The 18,289-nt window shown below is 61.1% G+C and carries 22 protein-coding genes and 1 tRNA gene; 20 read left to right on the top strand and 3 right to left on the bottom strand.

Annotated elements, in window-relative coordinates:
* The first annotated feature begins 9 nt into the window (after positions 1-9).
* The 6 genes from rfbB (at position 10) to TBU01S_RS14045 (ending at position 5,650) form a co-directional block, all read left to right on the top strand.
* Positions 10-1,092: a dTDP-glucose 4,6-dehydratase gene (rfbB, locus tag TBU01S_RS14070; protein ID WP_068637259.1), complete on the top strand. Its 1,083-nt coding sequence runs from the start codon at positions 10-12 to the stop codon at positions 1,090-1,092.
* Entirely contained in the window at positions 1,089-1,976 is an 888-nt protein-coding gene (rfbD, locus tag TBU01S_RS14065; protein ID WP_068637258.1) for a dTDP-4-dehydrorhamnose reductase, read from the top strand. Before rfbB ends, rfbD begins: the two co-directional genes overlap by 4 nt.
* 52 nt (positions 1,977-2,028) lie before the next feature.
* Positions 2,029-3,468: a mannose-1-phosphate guanylyltransferase/mannose-6-phosphate isomerase gene (locus TBU01S_RS14060; RefSeq protein WP_068637257.1), complete on the top strand. Its 1,440-nt coding sequence runs from the start codon at positions 2,029-2,031 to the stop codon at positions 3,466-3,468.
* A 107-nt stretch (positions 3,469-3,575) separates the two neighbouring features.
* A tRNA-Leu gene (locus tag TBU01S_RS14055) sits at positions 3,576-3,660 on the top strand.
* Positions 3,661-3,884: 224 nt separating this feature from the next.
* Positions 3,885-5,108 (top strand): class I SAM-dependent methyltransferase, encoded by a 1,224-nt coding sequence (locus TBU01S_RS14050; protein WP_068637307.1) that lies wholly within the window; start codon positions 3,885-3,887, stop codon positions 5,106-5,108.
* Complete coding sequence (locus tag TBU01S_RS14045) at positions 5,090-5,650, top strand: flavin reductase family protein (protein WP_245650925.1); 561 nt, start codon at positions 5,090-5,092, stop codon at positions 5,648-5,650. The genes TBU01S_RS14050 and TBU01S_RS14045 overlap by 19 nt, the downstream gene beginning before the upstream one ends.
* A 340-nt stretch (positions 5,651-5,990) precedes the next feature.
* Here TBU01S_RS14045 and TBU01S_RS23955 read toward each other — a convergent pair whose 3' ends face one another.
* Positions 5,991-6,563, bottom strand: coding sequence for a helix-turn-helix domain-containing protein (locus TBU01S_RS23955; RefSeq protein WP_157659154.1), 573 nt, complete (start codon positions 6,561-6,563; stop codon positions 5,991-5,993).
* 44 nt (positions 6,564-6,607) lie between these two features.
* On the opposite strand from TBU01S_RS23955, the gene TBU01S_RS14040 reads away from it, so the two are divergent.
* The 10 genes from TBU01S_RS14040 to TBU01S_RS14000 all read left to right on the top strand — a co-directional run bounded on the left by TBU01S_RS14040 (position 6,608) and on the right by TBU01S_RS14000 (position 12,982).
* Positions 6,608-6,913, top strand: coding sequence for a single-stranded DNA-binding protein (locus TBU01S_RS14040; RefSeq protein ID WP_068637256.1), 306 nt, complete (start codon positions 6,608-6,610; stop codon positions 6,911-6,913).
* On the top strand, positions 6,913-7,092 hold the full coding sequence (locus tag TBU01S_RS14035) for a hypothetical protein (protein ID WP_068637255.1): 180 nt from the start codon (positions 6,913-6,915) through the stop codon (positions 7,090-7,092). The genes TBU01S_RS14040 and TBU01S_RS14035 overlap by 1 nt, the downstream gene beginning before the upstream one ends.
* 145 nt (positions 7,093-7,237) lie before the next feature.
* Complete coding sequence (locus TBU01S_RS14030; protein ID WP_068637254.1) at positions 7,238-7,531, top strand: hypothetical protein; 294 nt, start codon at positions 7,238-7,240, stop codon at positions 7,529-7,531.
* Entirely contained in the window at positions 7,518-8,573 is a 1,056-nt protein-coding gene (locus TBU01S_RS14025; protein ID WP_068637253.1) for a phage/plasmid replication protein, II/X family, read from the top strand. Before TBU01S_RS14030 ends, TBU01S_RS14025 begins: the two co-directional genes overlap by 14 nt.
* A gap of 432 nt (positions 8,574-9,005) precedes the next feature.
* Entirely contained in the window at positions 9,006-9,140 is a 135-nt protein-coding gene (locus TBU01S_RS24985; protein WP_281178452.1) for a hypothetical protein, read from the top strand.
* Between the two features lie 51 nt (positions 9,141-9,191).
* Positions 9,192-10,613 carry a hypothetical protein gene (locus TBU01S_RS23950; protein ID WP_157659153.1) on the top strand — a complete coding sequence of 474 codons (1,422 nt, stop codon included), beginning with the start codon at positions 9,192-9,194 and terminating at the stop codon, positions 10,611-10,613.
* Positions 10,610-10,924: a hypothetical protein gene (locus tag TBU01S_RS14010; RefSeq protein ID WP_068637250.1), complete on the top strand. Its 315-nt coding sequence runs from the start codon at positions 10,610-10,612 to the stop codon at positions 10,922-10,924. The genes TBU01S_RS23950 and TBU01S_RS14010 overlap by 4 nt, the downstream gene beginning before the upstream one ends.
* A 6-nt stretch (positions 10,925-10,930) precedes the next feature.
* Positions 10,931-12,031, top strand: coding sequence for a zonular occludens toxin domain-containing protein (locus TBU01S_RS14005; RefSeq protein ID WP_068637249.1), 1,101 nt, complete (start codon positions 10,931-10,933; stop codon positions 12,029-12,031).
* A gap of 185 nt (positions 12,032-12,216) precedes the next feature.
* Complete coding sequence (locus tag TBU01S_RS23945; RefSeq protein ID WP_157659152.1) at positions 12,217-12,528, top strand: hypothetical protein; 312 nt, start codon at positions 12,217-12,219, stop codon at positions 12,526-12,528.
* A gap of 10 nt (positions 12,529-12,538) precedes the next feature.
* Positions 12,539-12,982, top strand: a complete 444-nt coding sequence (locus tag TBU01S_RS14000) for a DUF29 domain-containing protein (protein ID WP_068637248.1) — start codon at positions 12,539-12,541, stop codon at positions 12,980-12,982.
* 602 nt (positions 12,983-13,584) lie between these two features.
* On the opposite strand, the gene TBU01S_RS23940 is transcribed toward TBU01S_RS14000, so the two are convergent.
* Positions 13,585-14,148, bottom strand: a complete 564-nt coding sequence (locus TBU01S_RS23940) for a hypothetical protein (RefSeq protein WP_157659151.1) — start codon at positions 14,146-14,148, stop codon at positions 13,585-13,587.
* Between the two features lie 72 nt (positions 14,149-14,220).
* A complete protein-coding gene (locus TBU01S_RS13995; protein ID WP_068637247.1) occupies positions 14,221-14,556 on the bottom strand; it encodes a hypothetical protein in 336 nt (111 codons plus the stop codon).
* Between the two features lie 222 nt (positions 14,557-14,778).
* Between TBU01S_RS13995 and TBU01S_RS13990 the strand changes: the two genes are divergently transcribed.
* The 4 genes from TBU01S_RS13990 to TBU01S_RS13975 form a co-directional block, all read left to right on the top strand.
* Entirely contained in the window at positions 14,779-15,633 is an 855-nt protein-coding gene (locus TBU01S_RS13990; protein ID WP_068637246.1) for a ParA family protein, read from the top strand.
* Positions 15,634-15,688: 55 nt separating this feature from the next.
* A complete protein-coding gene (locus TBU01S_RS13985) occupies positions 15,689-17,341 on the top strand; it encodes a ParB family protein (RefSeq protein ID WP_157659150.1) in 1,653 nt (550 codons plus the stop codon).
* A gap of 14 nt (positions 17,342-17,355) precedes the next feature.
* Positions 17,356-17,895: an STY4526/YPO1902 family pathogenicity island replication protein gene (locus TBU01S_RS13980; protein WP_068637244.1), complete on the top strand. Its 540-nt coding sequence runs from the start codon at positions 17,356-17,358 to the stop codon at positions 17,893-17,895.
* A gap of 45 nt (positions 17,896-17,940) precedes the next feature.
* Positions 17,941-18,289: hypothetical protein (locus TBU01S_RS13975; protein WP_217999625.1), on the top strand; the 349-nt coding region annotated here is incomplete at its 3' end.

Below are 18,289 nucleotides of genomic sequence, written 5' to 3'. Positions count from 1 at the left end.
AGCTTGATCTTGATTCTCGTGACCGGCGGCGCGGGCTTCATCGGCGCCAACTTCGTCCTCGACTGGCTTGCCGGCGATGGCCGCAGCGATGGCGAAGCCATCCTGAACCTGGACCTGCTGACCTATGCCGGCAACCTCGAAACGCTGGCGAGCCTGCGGGACGATCCGCGCCATGTTTTCGTGCAGGGCGACATCTGCGACCGCGCATTGGTCGACCGCCTGCTGGCAACCTACCGGCCCCGCGCGATCGTGCATTTCGCCGCCGAGAGCCACGTCGACCGCTCCATTCATGGCCCTGGCGATTTCGTGCGTACCAATGTCGAAGGCACGTTCACGCTGCTCGAGGCGGCGCGTGCCCATCATTCGGCGCTCGACGCGGGGGAGCGGGCGGCCTTCCGCTTCCTGCACGTCAGCACAGACGAAGTCTATGGCTCGCTGGGCGCCGACGACCCGGCTTTCGCCGAAACCAAGGCCTACGAACCCAACAGCCCGTATTCGGCCAGCAAGGCGGCCAGCGACCATCTGGTGCGCGCCTGGCACCACACTTACGGCCTGCCGGTGCTGACCACCAACTGCTCGAACAACTACGGTCCGCGCCAGTTTCCGGAGAAACTGATTCCGCTGATGATCGTCAATGCCCTGGCGGGCAAGCCGCTGCCGGTGTATGGCGACGGCCTCAACGTGCGCGACTGGCTGTACGTCACCGATCACTGCGCCGCGATCCGCGAAGTGCTGGCGCGCGGCACGCCGGGCGCGACCTACAACATCGGCGGCTGGAACGAAAAGACCAATATCGACATCGTCCGCAGCGTCTGCGGACTGCTCGACGAGTTGCGCCCCTCGGCTGACGGCAGCCATGCACGGCTCATCACCCATGTCACCGACCGCCCGGGGCACGATCGGCGCTACGCCATCGATGCCCGCAAGATCGAGCGCGAACTGGGCTGGCGGCCAGCCGAGACCTTCGACAGCGGCATCCGCAAGACGGTGCAGTGGTATCTCGACAATCCGCAATGGGTCGCGGACGTGCAGAGCGGTGCCTACCGCGACTGGGTGGCGGCCAACTACGCCACGCGGGGGCAGAAGGCATGAAGATCCTGCTGCTGGGCAAGAACGGCCAGGTGGGCTGGGAGCTGCAGCGTGCGCTGGCGCCATTGGGCGAGCTGATCGCGCTCGATCGCCGTGGCAGCGACGGCTTGTGCGGCGACTTGGAACGACTCGATGCGCTGGCCGATACCGTGCAGCGCCTGGCGCCGGATCTCGTCGTCAATGCCGCAGCCTACACGGCCGTCGATCAGGCGGAAAGCGACGCGGAGCGTGCGCGCCGCATCAACGCGGACGCGGTCGGCGTGCTTGCCGGGCAGGCTGCCGAGCTCGGCGCACTGCTGGTGCACTATTCGACCGATTACGTCTTCGATGGCAGCGGCGAGCGCCCCTGGTGCGAAGACGACACGCCGGCGCCGCTGTCCATCTATGGCGCGACCAAGCTCGAGGGCGAGGAAGCGATTCGCGCCAGCGGCTGCGATCATCTGATTTTCCGTACCTCCTGGGTCCATGCCGCGCGTGGCGGCAACTTTGCCCGCACCATCCTCCGCCTGGCTGCCGAGCGCGAACGCCTGACCGTCATCGACGACCAGATCGGCGCGCCGACCGGTGCAGACCTGATCGCCGATGTCAGCGCCCATGCCATCCGCCGCACGATGGGCGACCGCGGCCACGGTGGCACTTACCACCTGGCCGCAGGCGGGCAGACGAGCTGGCGCGGCTACGCCAGCTTCGTCATCGACCGCACCCGCTCTGGCGGCAGGACACTGGCGGTGCGTGAGATCGTGCCGATACCGGCCTCGAACTATCCGACGCCTGCGGCGCGCCCGCTGAATTCGCGCCTTGACACCCGGCGCCTGCGCGAGCGCTTCGATCTGCACCTGCCCGACTGGCGCGACGGCGTGGCGCGCATGCTGGACGAACTCGGCTGAAGGCGGCCGTTCAGCCAATCAGCTTCGGACAATCGACTGGAACCCTATCGACATGATCATCAAGAGCGTCATCCTTTCCGGCGGTTCGGGCACCCGGCTGTGGCCGGCCTCGCGCGAGAATCACCCCAAGCAGTTGCTGCCGCTGACCAGCGAGCGCTCGCTGCTGCAGGAAACCGCGGTCCGCCTGGACGGTTTTGCCGGCGGCGAGGTCGATCGGCGTCCGCTCGTCGTCACCAACGAGGAATATCGCTTCATCATTGCCGAGCAACTGCGCCAGATCGGTGTGCGTTCGCCCCAGATCGTGCTCGAGCCCTTCGGCCGCAACACCGCGCCGGCGCTGACCCTGGCGGCGCTCGCAGCACTGGAGGAGGGCGACCCGGTGCTGCTGGTGATGCCGGCCGATCACGTCATCACCGACCTCGGCGCGTTCCAGCAGGCCATCGACCAGGGCAGCAGCCTGGCCGGCGACGGGATGCTCGTGACCTTCGGCATCGTGCCCGATCGCGCCGAGACGGGCTACGGCTACATCCGCGCTGGCATGGCAATCGGCGGGGGGCGCGAGCTGGCCGAGTTCGTCGAGAAGCCGGATCTCGACACCGCCCGGCGCTATCTCGAAAGCGGCGAATATTTCTGGAACAGCGGCATCTTCATGATGAAGGCCTCGGCCTGGTTGCGCGCCATCGAGCGCTTCAGGCCCGATATCGCCGAAGCCTGCAGGAGCGCTTACGAAGGCCACAAACAGGATGCCGATTTCATCCGTCTGGAGCAGGGCGCATTCGAACGCTGCCCGAGCGACTCGATCGACTATGCCGTCATGGAGCATCTGGCAAGCGCACCGGAACTGGGCAAGGGTGCGGTGGTGCCGATGTCGGCAGGCTGGTCCGATGTCGGTGCCTGGGATGCGCTGTGGGCGATATCCGGCAAGGACGAGGCGGGCAATGCCGGCCGTGGCGAAGTGCTGTTCGAAGATTGCCGCAATACCCTGGTGCATGCCAATGATCGGCTGGTGGCTGCGGTCGGCTGCGAGGACATGATCGTCGTCGAAACGCCCGATGCGGTGATGGTGGCGCACAAGGATCGCACTCAGGACGTGAAGAAGGTCGTCGCCCGCCTGAAGGCCGAAGGCCGCAGCCTGACGCAAAGTCACCGCAAGGTCTATCGGCCCTGGGGTTGGTACGACTCCATCGACGAAGGGGAGCGTTTCCAGGTCAAGCGCATCGTCGTCAACCCGGGCGCCAAGCTCAGTCTGCAGATGCACCACCATCGCGCCGAACACTGGATCGTGGTCAAGGGCACGGCCGAAGTCACCAACGGCGAGCGCACCTTCCTGCTGGCGGAAAACGAATCGACCTACATTCCGCTGGGGCATACGCACCGGCTGGCGAATCCGGGCAAGGTGCCGCTGGAGATCATCGAGGTGCAGTCCGGGAGCTATCTCGGCGAAGACGACATCGTGCGCTTCGAGGATACCTACGGGCGCAGCTCGAGCTGAGGCCGGAAGGGGGAGGGTCGCTTCGAGCCGTGGCAGTCCGCGCAGGCCGAACCGCAGCCAGGTTCCGCGAAGAGACCATGTATAATGCGGCCCGCTTCGCTGCCGATGCGGGGGTGGCGGAATTGGTAGACGCACTGGATTTAGGTTCCAGCGCCGCAAGGCGTGAGAGTTCGAGTCTCTTCCCCCGCACCATCGGGTTTCAGCGTACTTCTCCCGAGCCGTCTCGTTTTGCAAAACCGTATCTGTTTTGCAAGAATCAGCAGCAGAGACGCCAGTGTGCCTGCGTTGCGATGTCGCGGATGCCTGCGCCACAGCATGTCGGTGAATGCTGCCTCAACCTGCAGGGTACGCTACGCGGCTCTCTTGCACCTGGATTTCCAACATGATCGATGTTGGTCAGGCTTCAGGAGGCGTGCATGGATTCTTCTTCGCCCCTTGTCGAGACATTGCGCCGACTCCTCGCCGATCGCGGCCTGGCGCTGGGCCTGCAATTGGGAAATGGCCGTACTGAAACGCTGGGCAGTGGTCCGGCCGCGGTCATCTTGCGTCTTCCGCGTCCCGAAGCGGCGCTCAAGCTGTTGTCCCCCGATCTCGGCACGCTTGCGCGAGCCTATATCCATGGCGAGATCGATGTCGAAGGAAGTGCGCTGGACATCGTCCGGCTGGCGTTCGAACTCGCGCATGCCGGGAGTGCCCATCGGCGTCTGCTGAACCGGGTCACGGGGTGGCGCCTCTGGCGACATAATCCGGCCAGTGACAGGCGGGCCATCGCGCATCACTACGATGTCTCGAACGATTTCTATCGGCTGTGGCTCGACCCCGAGATGGTCTATTCCTGCGCCTATTTTCCGAGCGGCTCGGAGACCCTGGAGCAGGCACAGCAAGCCAAGCTCGACCTCATCTGCCGCAAGCTCCAGCTCGAGCCGGGAGAGCGCTTCCTCGACATCGGCTGCGGCTGGGGAGCGTTGCTGCTGTGGGCTCATCGTCATTACGGGGTGAAGGCCACCGGCGTGACATTGAGCGAACAGCAATTCAACTACGCACGGCAGCGCATCCGCGAACTGGGCCTGGAAGGGGTAATCGACGTTCACCTGCAGGACTATCGCCACATCCCGGGCCAGGGTGTATTCGACAAGATCGCCTCGGTGGGCATGTTCGAACATGTAGGCATACGCAATCTGCCCGTATATTTCGGCGCCATCAGTCGGCTGCTGACGGATGGCGGCCTGGTGTTGAACCACGGCATCACCACCCGCACAGGGGATGAGGCAGTCAGGGACGGCGCGGGCGATTTCATCGACCGCTATGTGTTTCCCGATGGAGAACTGCCGACCATGGCCCAGGCAGCCGTGGCGATGGAGGATCAACAACTGGAGGTTTTCGACGTCGAAGGCTTGCGACCCCATTACGCACGAACGCTGCTGCATTGGGTCGAGCGTCTCGATGCACACCGCGATAGCGCCATCCGGCTTGTTGGAGACCGGACCTATCGCGTGTGGCGGATCTACATGGCCGGTAGCGCTCAAGCCTTCGAGTACGGCTGGATCTCCGTTCATCAACTGCTGGCTGCCAAGCGCGCCGTGAAGGGTTTTTCGGCCCAGCGCTGGAGTCGTGAGCATATGTGGAGGAGTCCAGCATGATGAAACCCCTTGTCGCCGCAAGGATCTTCACGCTGCTCGAACCCGGCCCGGTCGTGCTCGTCACGACACGCCATGGAGGCAAGAGCAACATCATGACCATCTCGTGGACGATGGTTCTGGATTTCACGCCGCGCTTTGCGATCTGCACCGGTGCATGGAACCACTCGTTCACCGCGCTGGAGAAAACGCGCGAATGCGTCATCGCCATCCCGCCCGCCGACATGCTCGACACCGTGATCGGCATCGGCACCTGCTCGGGCGCGGATACCGACAAATTCACGCGCTTTGGTCTCACGCCCTCCAAAGGCAAGCACGTGCAAGCCCCGCTGATCGCGCAATGCCTCGCCAACATCGAATGCCGGGTCGCCGAGATCATCGCCCCGCACGGCATCGTCGTACTCGACGGCCTGGCCGCGTATGTCGATCACCAGAAATCCGACCAGCGCATGCTGCATGCCGTTGGCGACGGCACCTTCGTCGCCGACGGCGAACGCTTCGACCGTAAGGAGGCGATGCGGTCGAAGCTGCCTGATGGTGTTTAGACTACACTTTGCCACGCGCTGATGACTCGGCGCGGGTGTTGCCGCATGTTGCTGACGTGGCGAAATCGGATGGCGGGCACGACATGCTGGTCTTCCTCGCACGGGCGATCGTCCGACTGTCCGCGACGCACTTGTACAAGCATTCGTGTGCTGCTGGAGCGGCGCCGGCACGGTAGCCAGAGCAGAATGTTCAGGCGCTTGCACGACTGAGGACAGCGGCGGCGCTTGGTCTTCCTGCATAACATGGCATGGGCCGGCACTCTAGGCTATCTGGAAACGCGTCGAAGGAATGTGAAGAGCCAGGAAAACAGCTTTGATCCCACGGAGCCTGCTCTTAAACTTAACATAATGCAAAATGCATATTCGGCATCTTCAGCGCTGGCGCAGCTTCGGCGGGCGAGGGGGTCGTAAAGGATACGATGACGGCAAGTGCAACGCATGCCGCTGTCTTGAGTAGCTGTTCGATGATCGAGTGATCATCGGTTCCTCTCAGGCGTTCTAGCCTGATGAGTGATGCGGCCGGCATCGCGCGCCGGCCTGCTTTTGCGCTTGATAGGTTCGAAGGCGTCATCCCTATAGCGTTCGCTAGGTCTTCGTTCGTCCATCCTCTTTCGCGCATTACCGCTTCGCACTTGGCTTTCAGGTCCATTTCCTTGGCTCCTGTGATTTTTATCAAGTTTAGTGTCTGTTCATCTTGACAATCAATGTTCAAGTTGAATATCTTCTGTAAATGTTCTTTTTGAACATTATTCCGGCACCGATCCAATGAGCGATTCCTGCCGGCACCACATGGGGGCAGAAGATGAAGTCGCACCAGGAACGCAAAGTGGAGCTTCAGGCCATGGTCGCCATTGAGCGTGCCAGGGTCCGCGCCAAGTTTTCCGGTCTCGCCGAAGCCCTCGATCGCCAGCAATACGCCCGCGAGCAGTCGCGGCGCAAGTCGAAGAGGTAAGCACGATGTCTATCAAGGTCGAAATCTCGGACGAAACCGTCCATCTCAAGCAAGGCGTTTCCGGTCGTACTGGCAAGCAATACAGCATTCGGGAACAAGAGGCTTGGGGCTACTTCCTGTCTGCCGATGGTCGCCCGCATCCGCATCCGATGCTCATTCGTCTGAGCTTGGAGGATGACCAGGCGCCGTATCCGAAAGGCGCCTACGTTCTGGCGCCCGAGTCGTTCTATCCCGATCGCTGGGGGCAGGTCTCGTGCCGCGCCAAGCTTCGCCCGGTTGCTGCCACGCCTGCTGCTGCGAGGGCCGCGTGATGAACGGCGATCTTCAAAAGCTTGCTGACGAGATTGTGCATAAGGCTACGCAATTGTCCTATTTGGTCGTCACATTGGATATGGACGCGGCCGACAGGGCAGAGGCGGTGCGTCTTGCGCTTCGGCTGACATGGGACACGGATTCGTTTCTTCGTGACCTGATGAAGAGGGCGGACTGATGTTTTCCGTAACAGTGACGGAAATGATTCAAGTCATTCGGGCCTGCCGCATCCGTTCGGCGGTTCGGGCAATTCGCTGCGGCCGTAGTCGCAAGGCATTCCGCAGTGAGTTGAACTGCATCGGCACCTTCCACCGGACGGCCTGATGCACCTGCATCCCTACCTCGCCGCCACTGACTGCGCCTTCACCCGCCTGGTGCGGGCGAATTACTGGTTCGTCGCCGACCTCGACCACCGCAACGCGCAGTATTGGCGTGATCAGGTCGCACTTTGCGAAGCCCAGTTCATCGCGCAGTCGGTCGGCAGCGCAAACGTGCCTGCGGACGTGCTGGAGCGTCGTCAGCGCCTGGTGCGTGACCAGGTAGGGGTCGCCATGCGGACCGGCTACGAAGCCGCCTCCAAGCGCTGGCACAAGGGCGGGACCGATGTTGCTCATTGACTGGCTTACTCTGCGCATCAAGCTGCATCCGTCCATGGGCCAAGCCCTTTGGGACCGCGTCATGGCCTGCCGTGGCCGGATGCAGTGCTTCGACAGTGATGGCGTCCTCATGTGGGAAAAGAACACCCTCGACGTCGATAAGCTGCGCTCGGACACCATCGGCCTCGTCTGGCAAATCCAGTCCGATGGCCGGGATGAATACCTGGTCGTGGCCGGATCGCCCGCGAGCCTTTCAAACGACGGCCTGAACGTCTTCGGCTCGCTCGACATCGTTCAGTGCGCCGAAACCGTCATCCGCGTCGCTCGCAAGTCACTGCAAGCCATCCTGCCTGGATACATGGCCTGGCAGTGCCGCCGGATCGACATCACCGGCAATTACCTCCTGCCCGACTACGACACCGTCAAGCAAGCGCTGCAAATGCTCATGGTCACCGATGGGGGCCGGCGTCGTGCGTCCAGCGCCAAGAATGGCGGCGACACCGTCTCATGGAACCCCAAATCTGACTTGGCAAAGGGCAAGGCATACCACAAGGGTCCTCAACTTCGAATGCTGTCCAGAAAGGGCAAGGTCGCCGTTTCTGAAGAGCAGTTGAACCTTGCCGATCGGCTGCTGCGCCTGGAACACACCCGGCCTAGCCGCTGGTTTCGGCGGCTGGAAGAGGCGGGCGGGAAGTGGTGGGACTTGGACGAAGACAAGCTGCAGGGGCTGTATCGGGACTTCTTCGGTCCCCTGGTGGATGGCGTGGAGGTGAAGGACATGGAACGGGATACGGTCATCAAGATGGTGCGCGATGCGAACGACATCACGCGGGGCAGGGCGGAAGCGGCATTCACCACGTTGCTGAATATCCGGCAGTTCGGTTTTGAAACCGTCAAGGGTTATATGGCGCCGCGCACATTCTATTTGCATCTGAAGTATTTGCGCGCGGCCGGCATTTCCGATGGCGACATGCATACCGCGAAGATCATCCCGCTGCGGCCGGTGCGGATCGTGCTGGCGCAGGCGGTGGGCTCGTGGGATGAACTGCGGAAGGTGGCGTGATGTTCTGTCCGGAATGCGGCGGTTGCGTGACGTGGCGGAAATGGTACCGGCGGGGCAGATTTTTCTTGCTTCTCCATCTCATCACGACGTTTGTTGTCGTCTGGCATCCCTATTCCCTGTGGCTGTGGATATCGCTCTTGTTTTGTGCTGTAGGAGTGGCATGCCTGATTAGGGCAAAAATTGAATACAAGAGGGCAGGATGCTTTGTGTAGAGGTCGCGTCAGATGGAACGGTTTATGTGGTTGATCCACAGCCTTCTGATTTTTCAACCTGCGCGCTTGTGCTTGTCTCTGGCGATCAAAGCGCGCCTTTCCAAATCCCTTCGAACGATCAACTGGCCGAATCGTTCGGGTTTGCGTTTTCGCTGGTCATGACCTGCGGAGTCGTGGGATTTCTAATCGGCCGTCTCGTTAATTTCTGGAGGTAACACAAATGGACTTCTCTTCGCTGACTTCGGCAGTCGATACGGGTGATGTGGTTGCGGCCATGATCGCGATGGGTGCAATCATGATCGTGCCGAGTGTGGCCAAGTGGGCGGTCAAGAAGATCGCAACATTCTTCGGCTGATACCGGACAGGGGGCGAAAGCCCCCTGATGCTTTCAGGGGTAGGCAATGGCATGGCTATTATTCTTCGCGCTGCTCGGCTTGATCTGCGGCATCGCGTTTTGGCTGGGGTTCTCGGCATGATGCAATTCCGCGCGGCGTTGTGGTTCCTGGTCGGCTTTCTGCTATCGGCAGTGCCTATGCTTGTGTGCGCTGATGATTATCCGCCTGTTCGGATGTATAGATTTTATAGTGATAGCGTTACGCCTCGGCATTATGGCCCAGATCAATTCGACAGAATGAGCGCGTGCCTTGATGGGTTTTCGTGGGTTAAATCGAGAGCCGTTAATCCGAACCATTATTTGTATCCGGATTTGGTGGATAACTCATGTCGAGCGGTTATGGTTTCTGGGACGGGGCCGAATAATTGGGACTATGATCCTATTTCGATTGAGATTATCAATAAGTGTCCGGGCGGTGGAACAAGGCAACGCGTCTCCATTAATCCGGATGTGTACATGTGCGTGAATGCGCCGCCGTGTGAGCCGAATGAAACGCGCGATGAATTCGGCCTTTGCATGGAAAATCCAACATGCGATCAAGGGGATGCGGTGACGGTCGTGGCAGGGGTTGGTTATGCACTCACTACTGAAAATGTGGATGACTGGATCAATCCGGTTATCCCTACATGGGCATGTCACGATGGATGCCGTGCGGCAAATCTTTCTATTATTGAAGACTCGTGCGAAACGCGCTCATGGGAAAGCGGTCCGCCTTATCCTGGGTACTGTGAATTCACTGGTGTGCTGACTGGGGCATTTTGTTCGAATGACAATATGCTGCCGCCGATACCGTGTCCGGAAGGCTATAATTTGGGCGAAGTGAATGGCGTGCCGGGATGCTATCCGGCTGGTGATGGTGGTGGCGATCCTGATCCTGGCGATCCTGATCCTGGCGATCCGGACCCGGACGATCCTGACCCGATACCTGATCCAGACGATCCGAACAATCCAGGCGGAAATCATGGCGGCGGAACGGGTGGCGGTAATGGGGGCTCTGGTACTGGTGGTAACGGCGGTGATGGCGGAAGCGGCGGCGGTGGCGGCAATAATCCGGGTGGCGATGGAAACGGTGTCGGATCGGGTGACGGTGACGGCGATGGGGAAGGGGAAGGGGAGTGCGAGGGTGATGATTGCGGCCCTGGCGCCCCTGGTGAGATAGGCGAGTTGTATTCAAAGAAGGATAAAACGTGGGGAACCGTTCTGACGGATTTCCGGCAAAAGGTGTCGGATGCGCCGTTCGTTCAAGCGGCAGACGGCTTCTTCACGGTGTCGGCGTCGGGCTCCTGCCCGGTGTGGCGCACCACGCTTCCGATGGTTGGCACGATCACAATCGATCATTTTTGTCAGTCGTGGGCGCTGATGTGGTTGCAAATCGCGGGCTATGCGGTGCTCGCTGCCGCGTCGTTTGCGGCGTTTAGGTGGGCTTTTTTATGAACTGGCTGACGGATCTTACGAATTGGCTTTTCGAGCTTGTCAAAAAGGCAATCGATGCGATATGGGATTTTCTTCAGGATGCCTTTATCGCGGTGGCTGATGTGGTGCTCGGAATTGTCGCTTCAGCCATAGAGGCCATTCCTGTTCCCAGCTTCGTAACGCAATACAGTCTGGGCAATTTGCTGAGTCAAATGCACCCGGACATCCTCTTCTTCGTTGGCATCCTTCAAATCCCGACCGGCCTAAGCTTCTTGGCTGCGGGCTTCGGTGTGCGGATGATCCGCAAGGCTGTGACGCTGTTCCAGTGGTGATCGACCATGTTCTTCTTTCACGAAGGCCTGCCCGGCTCGGGCAAAAGCTATGAGGCTGTCACGAAGCATCTGATCGGCGCCTTGGCAAAGGGCCGGCCGGTCGATGCCTATGTTGAGGGTTTGGACCATGCCAAGCTCGCCGATCTGGCCGGCATCACCGAAGGGCGCTGCCGCGAACTGCTCGTGACGCTCACGCGCGAGCAAGTGCCTGACGTCTGGAAGCACAGCCGTGATAACGCCCTGGTGTTTATCGATGAAATGCAAAACTTCTGGCCGTCCAACAAACAGAAGCTCGGCCCGGAGATAACGCAATTCATCACTGAGCACCGACATCGCGGCCAGGACATATGCGGCATGGGCCAGGACCTGCGGGACGTGCATGCGATGTGGCGGCGCCGCTGCGGGCAGAAGGTCGTGTTCTCGAAGCTCGATGGTCTTGGCCGTGATGGGAACTATAGCTATCGCCTTTACAAAGCCGTTACACCGGAAAAGTTCGAGCTCGTCAGCAAGGGCGTGGGAAAGTATGACGAGAAGTTTTTCGGCAGCTACGCCAGCCATACCAGCGATGACATCAACACGGAGAACTACAAGGATTCGCGGGCGGTGCTCTGGAACACGTGGCAGTTCCGGCTGGGGCTCCCAGTATTTGCGGTGGCGGTCGTGGCGGCATGCTGGTTCTTGTATAACGCGCTGTGGGGCGGCGAGTTCATGAAGCAAGAGAAGCGTGAGCCGGCGCACGTCATCGATGAAGGGCCGGTGCATGTCTATGTGCCGCCAGTTCCGCCAGGCCGGGCGCCTGATGCCGAGCCGGCGCCGGTGCCGCTTGACTACGTTCAGGAAATCTCGATCAAGTGGCGTCCGCGCCTGTCGGGCTGGATCATGATGGGCAGCAAGATGGAAGGGGTGGTCGAGTGGTATGACAGCAGTTTGCGCCAGCAGGAACGGCTGTCGGTGCAGCAGTTGATGAAGCTGGGCTACAAGTTCGAATACAGCCGCGAAATGCTCTGGATTCGGAAGGATGGCTTTGAGTTACTGGTCACGTCCTGGCCGATGGAAGCCATCGGGCGCCTCTCGCAACAGCAGAATCGCGAGGTCGGCGGCGGATGAAAAATCCGACGAAGGAGGATTGTTTCATCCGCCGCCGACTGACTACGCTGCGGCCATAGCAGGCGCCTTTGTCGTCACCGTGACGATAAATCACGGCTATTTTTTACTGTCACCGTGACAATAAATACAATCACAAATATTCGTCACGGTGACGTAAAATAGAGCCATCAAATAAGGGGATGGTCATGGCAAAACAGCTTGATGACGTGGCAACGCTCGAATTGCCGATCGAGGCTCCTAAGAGGGGCAGGGGGCGTCCCAGCACGGGCAAAGCGCGTTCCAGTGCAGAGCGCATGCGGGAACTACGCGAACGCCAGCGCACTGCCGTATGGGGCGCTGATGAAGAGGCTAGAGATATTCCCGTCACCGTGACGGGAATGATTGAGCAATTGCGGTATGCTGTTGCTAATGGTTATGTTGCTGTCGCGCGTCACCTTTCTGATCGGCTGTTGAAGATGGCCATGGAAAATAAATTGCGTAACAGTGACGGAAAATGAATTGAGGTGGATGATGGTCAATCCAGTGAGTTACGAGCAGGACGTTGTGGCGTGGGCGAACGAACAAGCGCGGCTGCTGCGTGCGGGTCGGTTCGACTTGTTGGACATCGAGCATATCGCGGACGAGATTGAAGACGTGGGCAAGAGCGAAAAGAGGGAATTTGCGAACCGGATGGCGCTTTTGCTGGCGCACTTGCTCAAGTGGAAGCATCAGCCCGAGCGGCGCGGTTCGAGCTGGGAGAAAACGATCAAGGCGCAGCGTGTCGCCCTGGCCGACTGCATGGATGACACTCCGAGTCTGAAAGCCTCGCTTGATGATGCGCGGTGGTGGCGTCGTGCCTGGATCGACGGGCAAGGGCAGTTCGAGCGCGAAACGGGCCTCCAGGTCGATCTACCAGAGGAATGCCCCTGGACGACTGCGGAAGTGCTCTCGCAGGGTTGGAAACCCGAGTAATCGCCGGCAGAATCCACCAGCTCGAGGATCCATCGCTGGCCGAATCCATCGGCACGGACAAGGTGTAGAAGTTCGATGCCGCGTCATGCCGTCCTGCGCGGAAGCGCCCAGCACGGCCAAAGCACACCTCTGCTCTGCAGAACAGACCCGACCGCTACGCGCGGTACGCCGTCGAGCCGGACGGGCGGATTCTCATTTCCTCCACACTAAATCAGTCTGTAAGGCGATTCCGCCCCCTGGTCGGTGTTTCCGGGCCCGGACCGGCCTCTGTCGCCTGGATCGCGCGGTGTAGAACTCAGGGAACCACCTTGCCGTCACCGGCGCGGGCGCCCGCGCCACGACGAGACCGTAACGGCTTGACGGCAAGAGGTCGCCGCAGGCGATCCGCGAAGCGGACAAGGGCGTGATCACGCAGTGATCAGGGGCTTGCCTCGCGCAGGGCGTGGCGGGCGGCCTTCAGGCCGCTTCTGATCTGGCTCGCTCTTCGAGCGTGGTTTTAGTCCGGGTCCGTATGTAACACCCGGACTTTGTGCAACGGGTTGCAGTTTGAGCTATTTTTGTGTCTTCGATTGATCGACTAAAGGCAATCAAATGATTAAGTACTAGTCCATCGAACTGCATTTCAGCTCGGACATGCGTTCACGCGTTCTGCGGCGATCATCGGTCAAGCGCTGGGTGGATCGTTGTCGGGCTTGCGCGTCGATCTGTCGGATGCGTTTCCGAAGCTCTTTGCAGTTCGGGTGTTCGTTGGCGCTCGATCCGACCATCGCCACGCGTGGGCTGCTCGGTTCGGGGTTAAGGGCATTAAGGGCACGTTGGGCTTGCTGTACGGGATAGCGTGGCACAACAGACATCGTGCCGGAGAGTGTCGTTTGCTGTCCGTCTTGGCAAGGCTGGTCCTGGTAAATGGTTCGACCGGCCACGATGCACCGATATAGCCCATTCGAGTGCTGTTGCTGATCTGGTGCAGTGTAGTAGGCCTCTGCGCGGTGTGCTGGCGCCTGATACCTGGGCGGCGGCGGGATATCAAGAGCCGGGGCGGGGGTGTCCGGCGCCGTTGCTGAGGGTGGTAGTGTAGGCGCCGGGTTTTCCTGGAAGAGCACATAGCCAATGATGGAAAACAGCCCGGCGGTGATCAAAGCGGCGATGATGTGATCGGATTTCATGCCTCTATGATAGGCGCTTCTGTCGCCTGTCATGTATGACGTCGGTCACACTCCGCAGGGCCGGCGTGCAGCTTAGGCCGTCATCCTTACAAGCATCAGGCCGAACCGGCTTTCAAGGTTCAATTGCCTGCGATACCAGTCCGCGCGAGCCTCGGCCGCATCCTCGGCCGCCTGGGCACGCTCGATCTCGGCGCGCAGTTGCTCGATCTGACGTTCAAGGATGGAAACTTGCTGCGACCGCCAGAACATCGCCTTGAGCTCGCCGCACGAAAACGGCCGGCGCCAGGCTGGATGCTGCAGGCCGCAGTCCGCCAGGCTGAACCCGTCCCAGTCGGAACCCAGCAACTCGGCCAGGTCGATGACTTGGCCTTGTCGCAGGGAACCGGGGCGGGGCTTGGCGGCGGGCATGTTGAGACTCTATGCTACCTGCAAGGCTGTGGAAGGGCGGAAAAGCGCCAGGATTGCCGCTTTGATCCGACGAAGGGCCTTTTGAACTTTACATAATGCAAATTATCGCGGCTTTAAGCCAACCGGACACGTCCAAGGTACTTCGATGGATTGTGTCATTGGACAACCCTTGTTTGGCGGACAAGCCCCAGGCACACCCACTATCCAGACAAGAGGTGTCCTGTGGTCATTTTCGGAGTCATCGGTACCAAGGGCGGCGTCGGCAAGACGACGCTGTCAGCGAATATCGGCGCGCTCATCGCCGACATGGGCCTCCGTGTCCTGCTTGTCGACGCGGACATCCAGGCCAGCCTGTCCAAGTTCTACGATCTCGACTACCAGGCTCCGCTGGGCCTTACCGAGGTCATCCACCGCGGCGCGATCACGGACGCGTGCATTTCTCACACCGCGTGGGAGCGCCTGGACATCGTGCTCTGCGACGCACCGCGCCGGCAGCTCGCCGGCGATGGCAGTTCATCCGATCTGGAGCGCTTCCTGCAGAACCGGATGGATATGCCGATGATCCTGCGGCGCGCCTTGCGGGCACCCTACATCGACGAAAACTACGACGTCGTGGTTATCGACACTCCAGGTGCTCAAGGGCCGTTGCTGTTCACCGCCGCGCTTGCAGCCGATCAACTGGTCACGCCTGTCCTCCCGGAAACGCCTTCCGCGCGTGAGTTTCGCACCGGCACGCTCGAGCTGCTCGGCAAGCTCTCCGAGGCGGCCGTGCTCGGGATTCGGCCCGGCCCTGTCACCGCAGTCATCAATCGCGCAGACCGAACCAACGACGCCAAGCTGGTGATGGCCGAGATCCGCCAGGGCTATTTGGAGTTCGGCGGCAACGTCCGCGTGGCCAGCGCCGTGATTCCCGCAGCGGTCATCTACAAGGAGGCAGCCACTCACCGCACCCCCGTGCATCGCATGCGCTCGATACAGGCATTCGAGACGATGCATCAACTGGTCTGGGAGCTTCTGCCCAACCTGGAAGGCGTCTATGCCGGCGCCACCACCGATGGGATCGAGAGCAATGAGTAGGCCCAAACGTTTGCCGGGTGATGCACGCGTGGCTGACCTGGCGCACGCAAATCTGATGAAGGAACAGCGCGGCCGCGGCCCCTCGCCCAAAACCATGAGCGAAGCCGAACTCCAGGCCCATATGCGCGCCAGCCTGAATGTCCCGAATCCGCCGGACAAGTCCCACACCCTGGCGACCGAACTCGAAGGCCTGATCCAGTTGCGCATCACCGATGTGATGCCCTACGACCGGAACCCGCGCCAGCACGAGAACGAACGCTACAGCGACATCAAGGAATCGATTCGGGTGGCCAGTGTCCTGGCGCCGATCGTGGTCACCCGTCGTCCGGGCAACAGCCGGCACATGGTAGCGGCTGGCGGGAACACCCGTCTGAAGGCACAGCAGGAGCTCTGGTCGGAAACCGGCGATGCCCGCTTCGAGTACCTGCTGGGCATCTATCGCCCCTGGAACAGCGAACTGTCCACGATGGTCGCGCACATGGCAGAGAACGAGTTGCGTGGCGGGCTCAGCTTCTGGGATCGAGCCAATGGTATCTGGGCGCTGAAGCGTGAGATCGAGGCTGAGGCCGGTGAAACGCTTTCGTTGCGCAAATTGCATGATGAGTTGGCCAAACGGGGCCTCAAGGTATCCATCGGACTACTGTCGGCCTTTGGATTTGCCGTCGAGCAACTTGCTGATCTGGGGGCGGCAACGGTCAGGCTAACCAAAAACGCGGCTCAAGAACTGCAGCCTGCCTTCAATCAACTCGAACTGTACCTAAAGCTGCACCGACAAGAGGCCGAGTGGCCTCTGCTGCGCGCCATGGTTTTGAAGACTCAGGCCCATGTCCTGGCGGAAGAGGCATTCACGGATGATCTCATCGAAGGCGTACGCCGGATCAATCCGCTCGATCCCGAGCTCCTCGTCGCCGTACTTCAGCATGCGGTTGCAGCGCACCTCGGGCAGACGGCAGCCGAAGTTCGGACGATGTGCGATGCGATCAAGCGCCATCCGAAGGCATCCCTGGAAGAGCTTCGGCGCCATCTCGATGCGCCTGCCGATGCGCTTCCACCGGCAGCGCCGGCAGCAACGACAACACGCATTCTGCCCCCCTCCTCTGCCCCAGTTTCCACGAACACAACTGCTGCTGCATCACCACCGTGCGACTCGCACGGAGTTGGCACGGCTCATGAAGCGATCCGCACGGGAACTGGCGCAGTCGAACCCTCCACGGTCACGCCGGCAGCTACTGTTCCGTCCTCATCCCCGCACACGGCTGAGGCCGGGCCAACGCCGGACGATGAACCGGCCGAGGCAGCCATCATCACCTTCGTCCGCGCCTGCGGGGTTGCGGACCTGTTCCGGCAATGCCGCGCCCTGCCCCATGGCTACTTCATGGAAGTGCCGCCCGACGGCATGTTCATCGACGGCTTCGGGGATGGTGAAGTCGAGCCGCTCCGACATGGTGGCTGGTGGATCGCCGCCATGTATTCCGGCCAGATCGATGGTGCCCTCAGCCATCTGATGCCCAAGGATTCGCTCTGGCGCCAGCTGCAGCGGATGGAGAACGGCCACGACGACACCGCCTTGCAATGGCACATCGAGACGACGCTTGGCAATCCGCCTGGACTGCTCGAGCTGGGGCAATGGCTGCTGAGGTGCCCGGATCATGTGATCGACGCTCATGAGCGCCTGGTGCGTGAGCTGCGCCGCAGCGTTGTGCAGTGATGAGGAGATCAACCATGCATCACGCCACCGTTCCCATCACGGCCCATACACTCACGATGACGGTGCTGACTTACCTGATCGATCGCGTGGACCGTGGCGATCTCACCGGGCTGCTGGGCCCGTTGGACGCCGCAGAACTCGACCAGTTGCGCACGATGACGGTGCGCGACCTGCTGGGTATCACTGACCAGGGGCGCGAGATCGTGAAGATCTCGATCGACACCCGCCAGCTCCGGGGCTGCATGTCACGGCTGCGCAACCGCAGTGAGGATGAGGCCGACCAGTTGTGGTTCATCCGCCGTGGAGCGCAGCAGTTCCTGATGACCGAGCTTTTTGGTCTCAGCGAACGTGAATTCAGGGAGCTGCGCCGACACGCCGGCATCACCGAGCGCGGACGCCCCCAGGCGCTCAAGCCCGTTACGGCCCAACAGGTTCGAAACCACTGGCAGGCCATCAATCCCCGGATGCCGCTCATCGCTCGCTACCGCGTGCTGGGCGACGCCTTCCCCGAACTGTCACTGGCCTCGCTCTACGCAGCGGTCCATGACCGATAAGGAGATCACCATGAACGACCCGCATTCGCCGTCGTGGACTCGGCCATGCTGCTCGAGTCCTTCGACGAACCGATCGTGATCCACCGCAGCTTTCTGCCCCTCGCCGGCAGTGTGAATGCGGCGCTGTTGTTGACCTGGATGATCACGCTCACCCGTGAGCAGGAAGGTGTCGGTGCCGATGGCTGGCTCTGCTTGACTCAAGCCGATTGGGCAGCCGAGACCGGGTTGTCGCGGTATGAGCAGGAAGCGGCACGCAAGGCCTTGCGTACCCGAGGACTCATCGAGGAGCGTCGCAGTGGCATGCCGGCGCGGCTCGAGATGCGTGTCCGTGCGCAGGTCGTGGCCGAGGCCCTGCGTGAACAGGGGCGGCAACGCTACGGCGCCTACCTTGATG

Source organism: Thauera butanivorans NBRC 103042 (assembly GCF_001591165.1).
In the GTDB taxonomy this organism is placed as follows: Bacteria; Pseudomonadota; Gammaproteobacteria; order Burkholderiales; family Rhodocyclaceae; genus Thauera; species Thauera butanivorans.
This window is presented reverse-complemented; position numbering and strand designations above follow the sequence as displayed.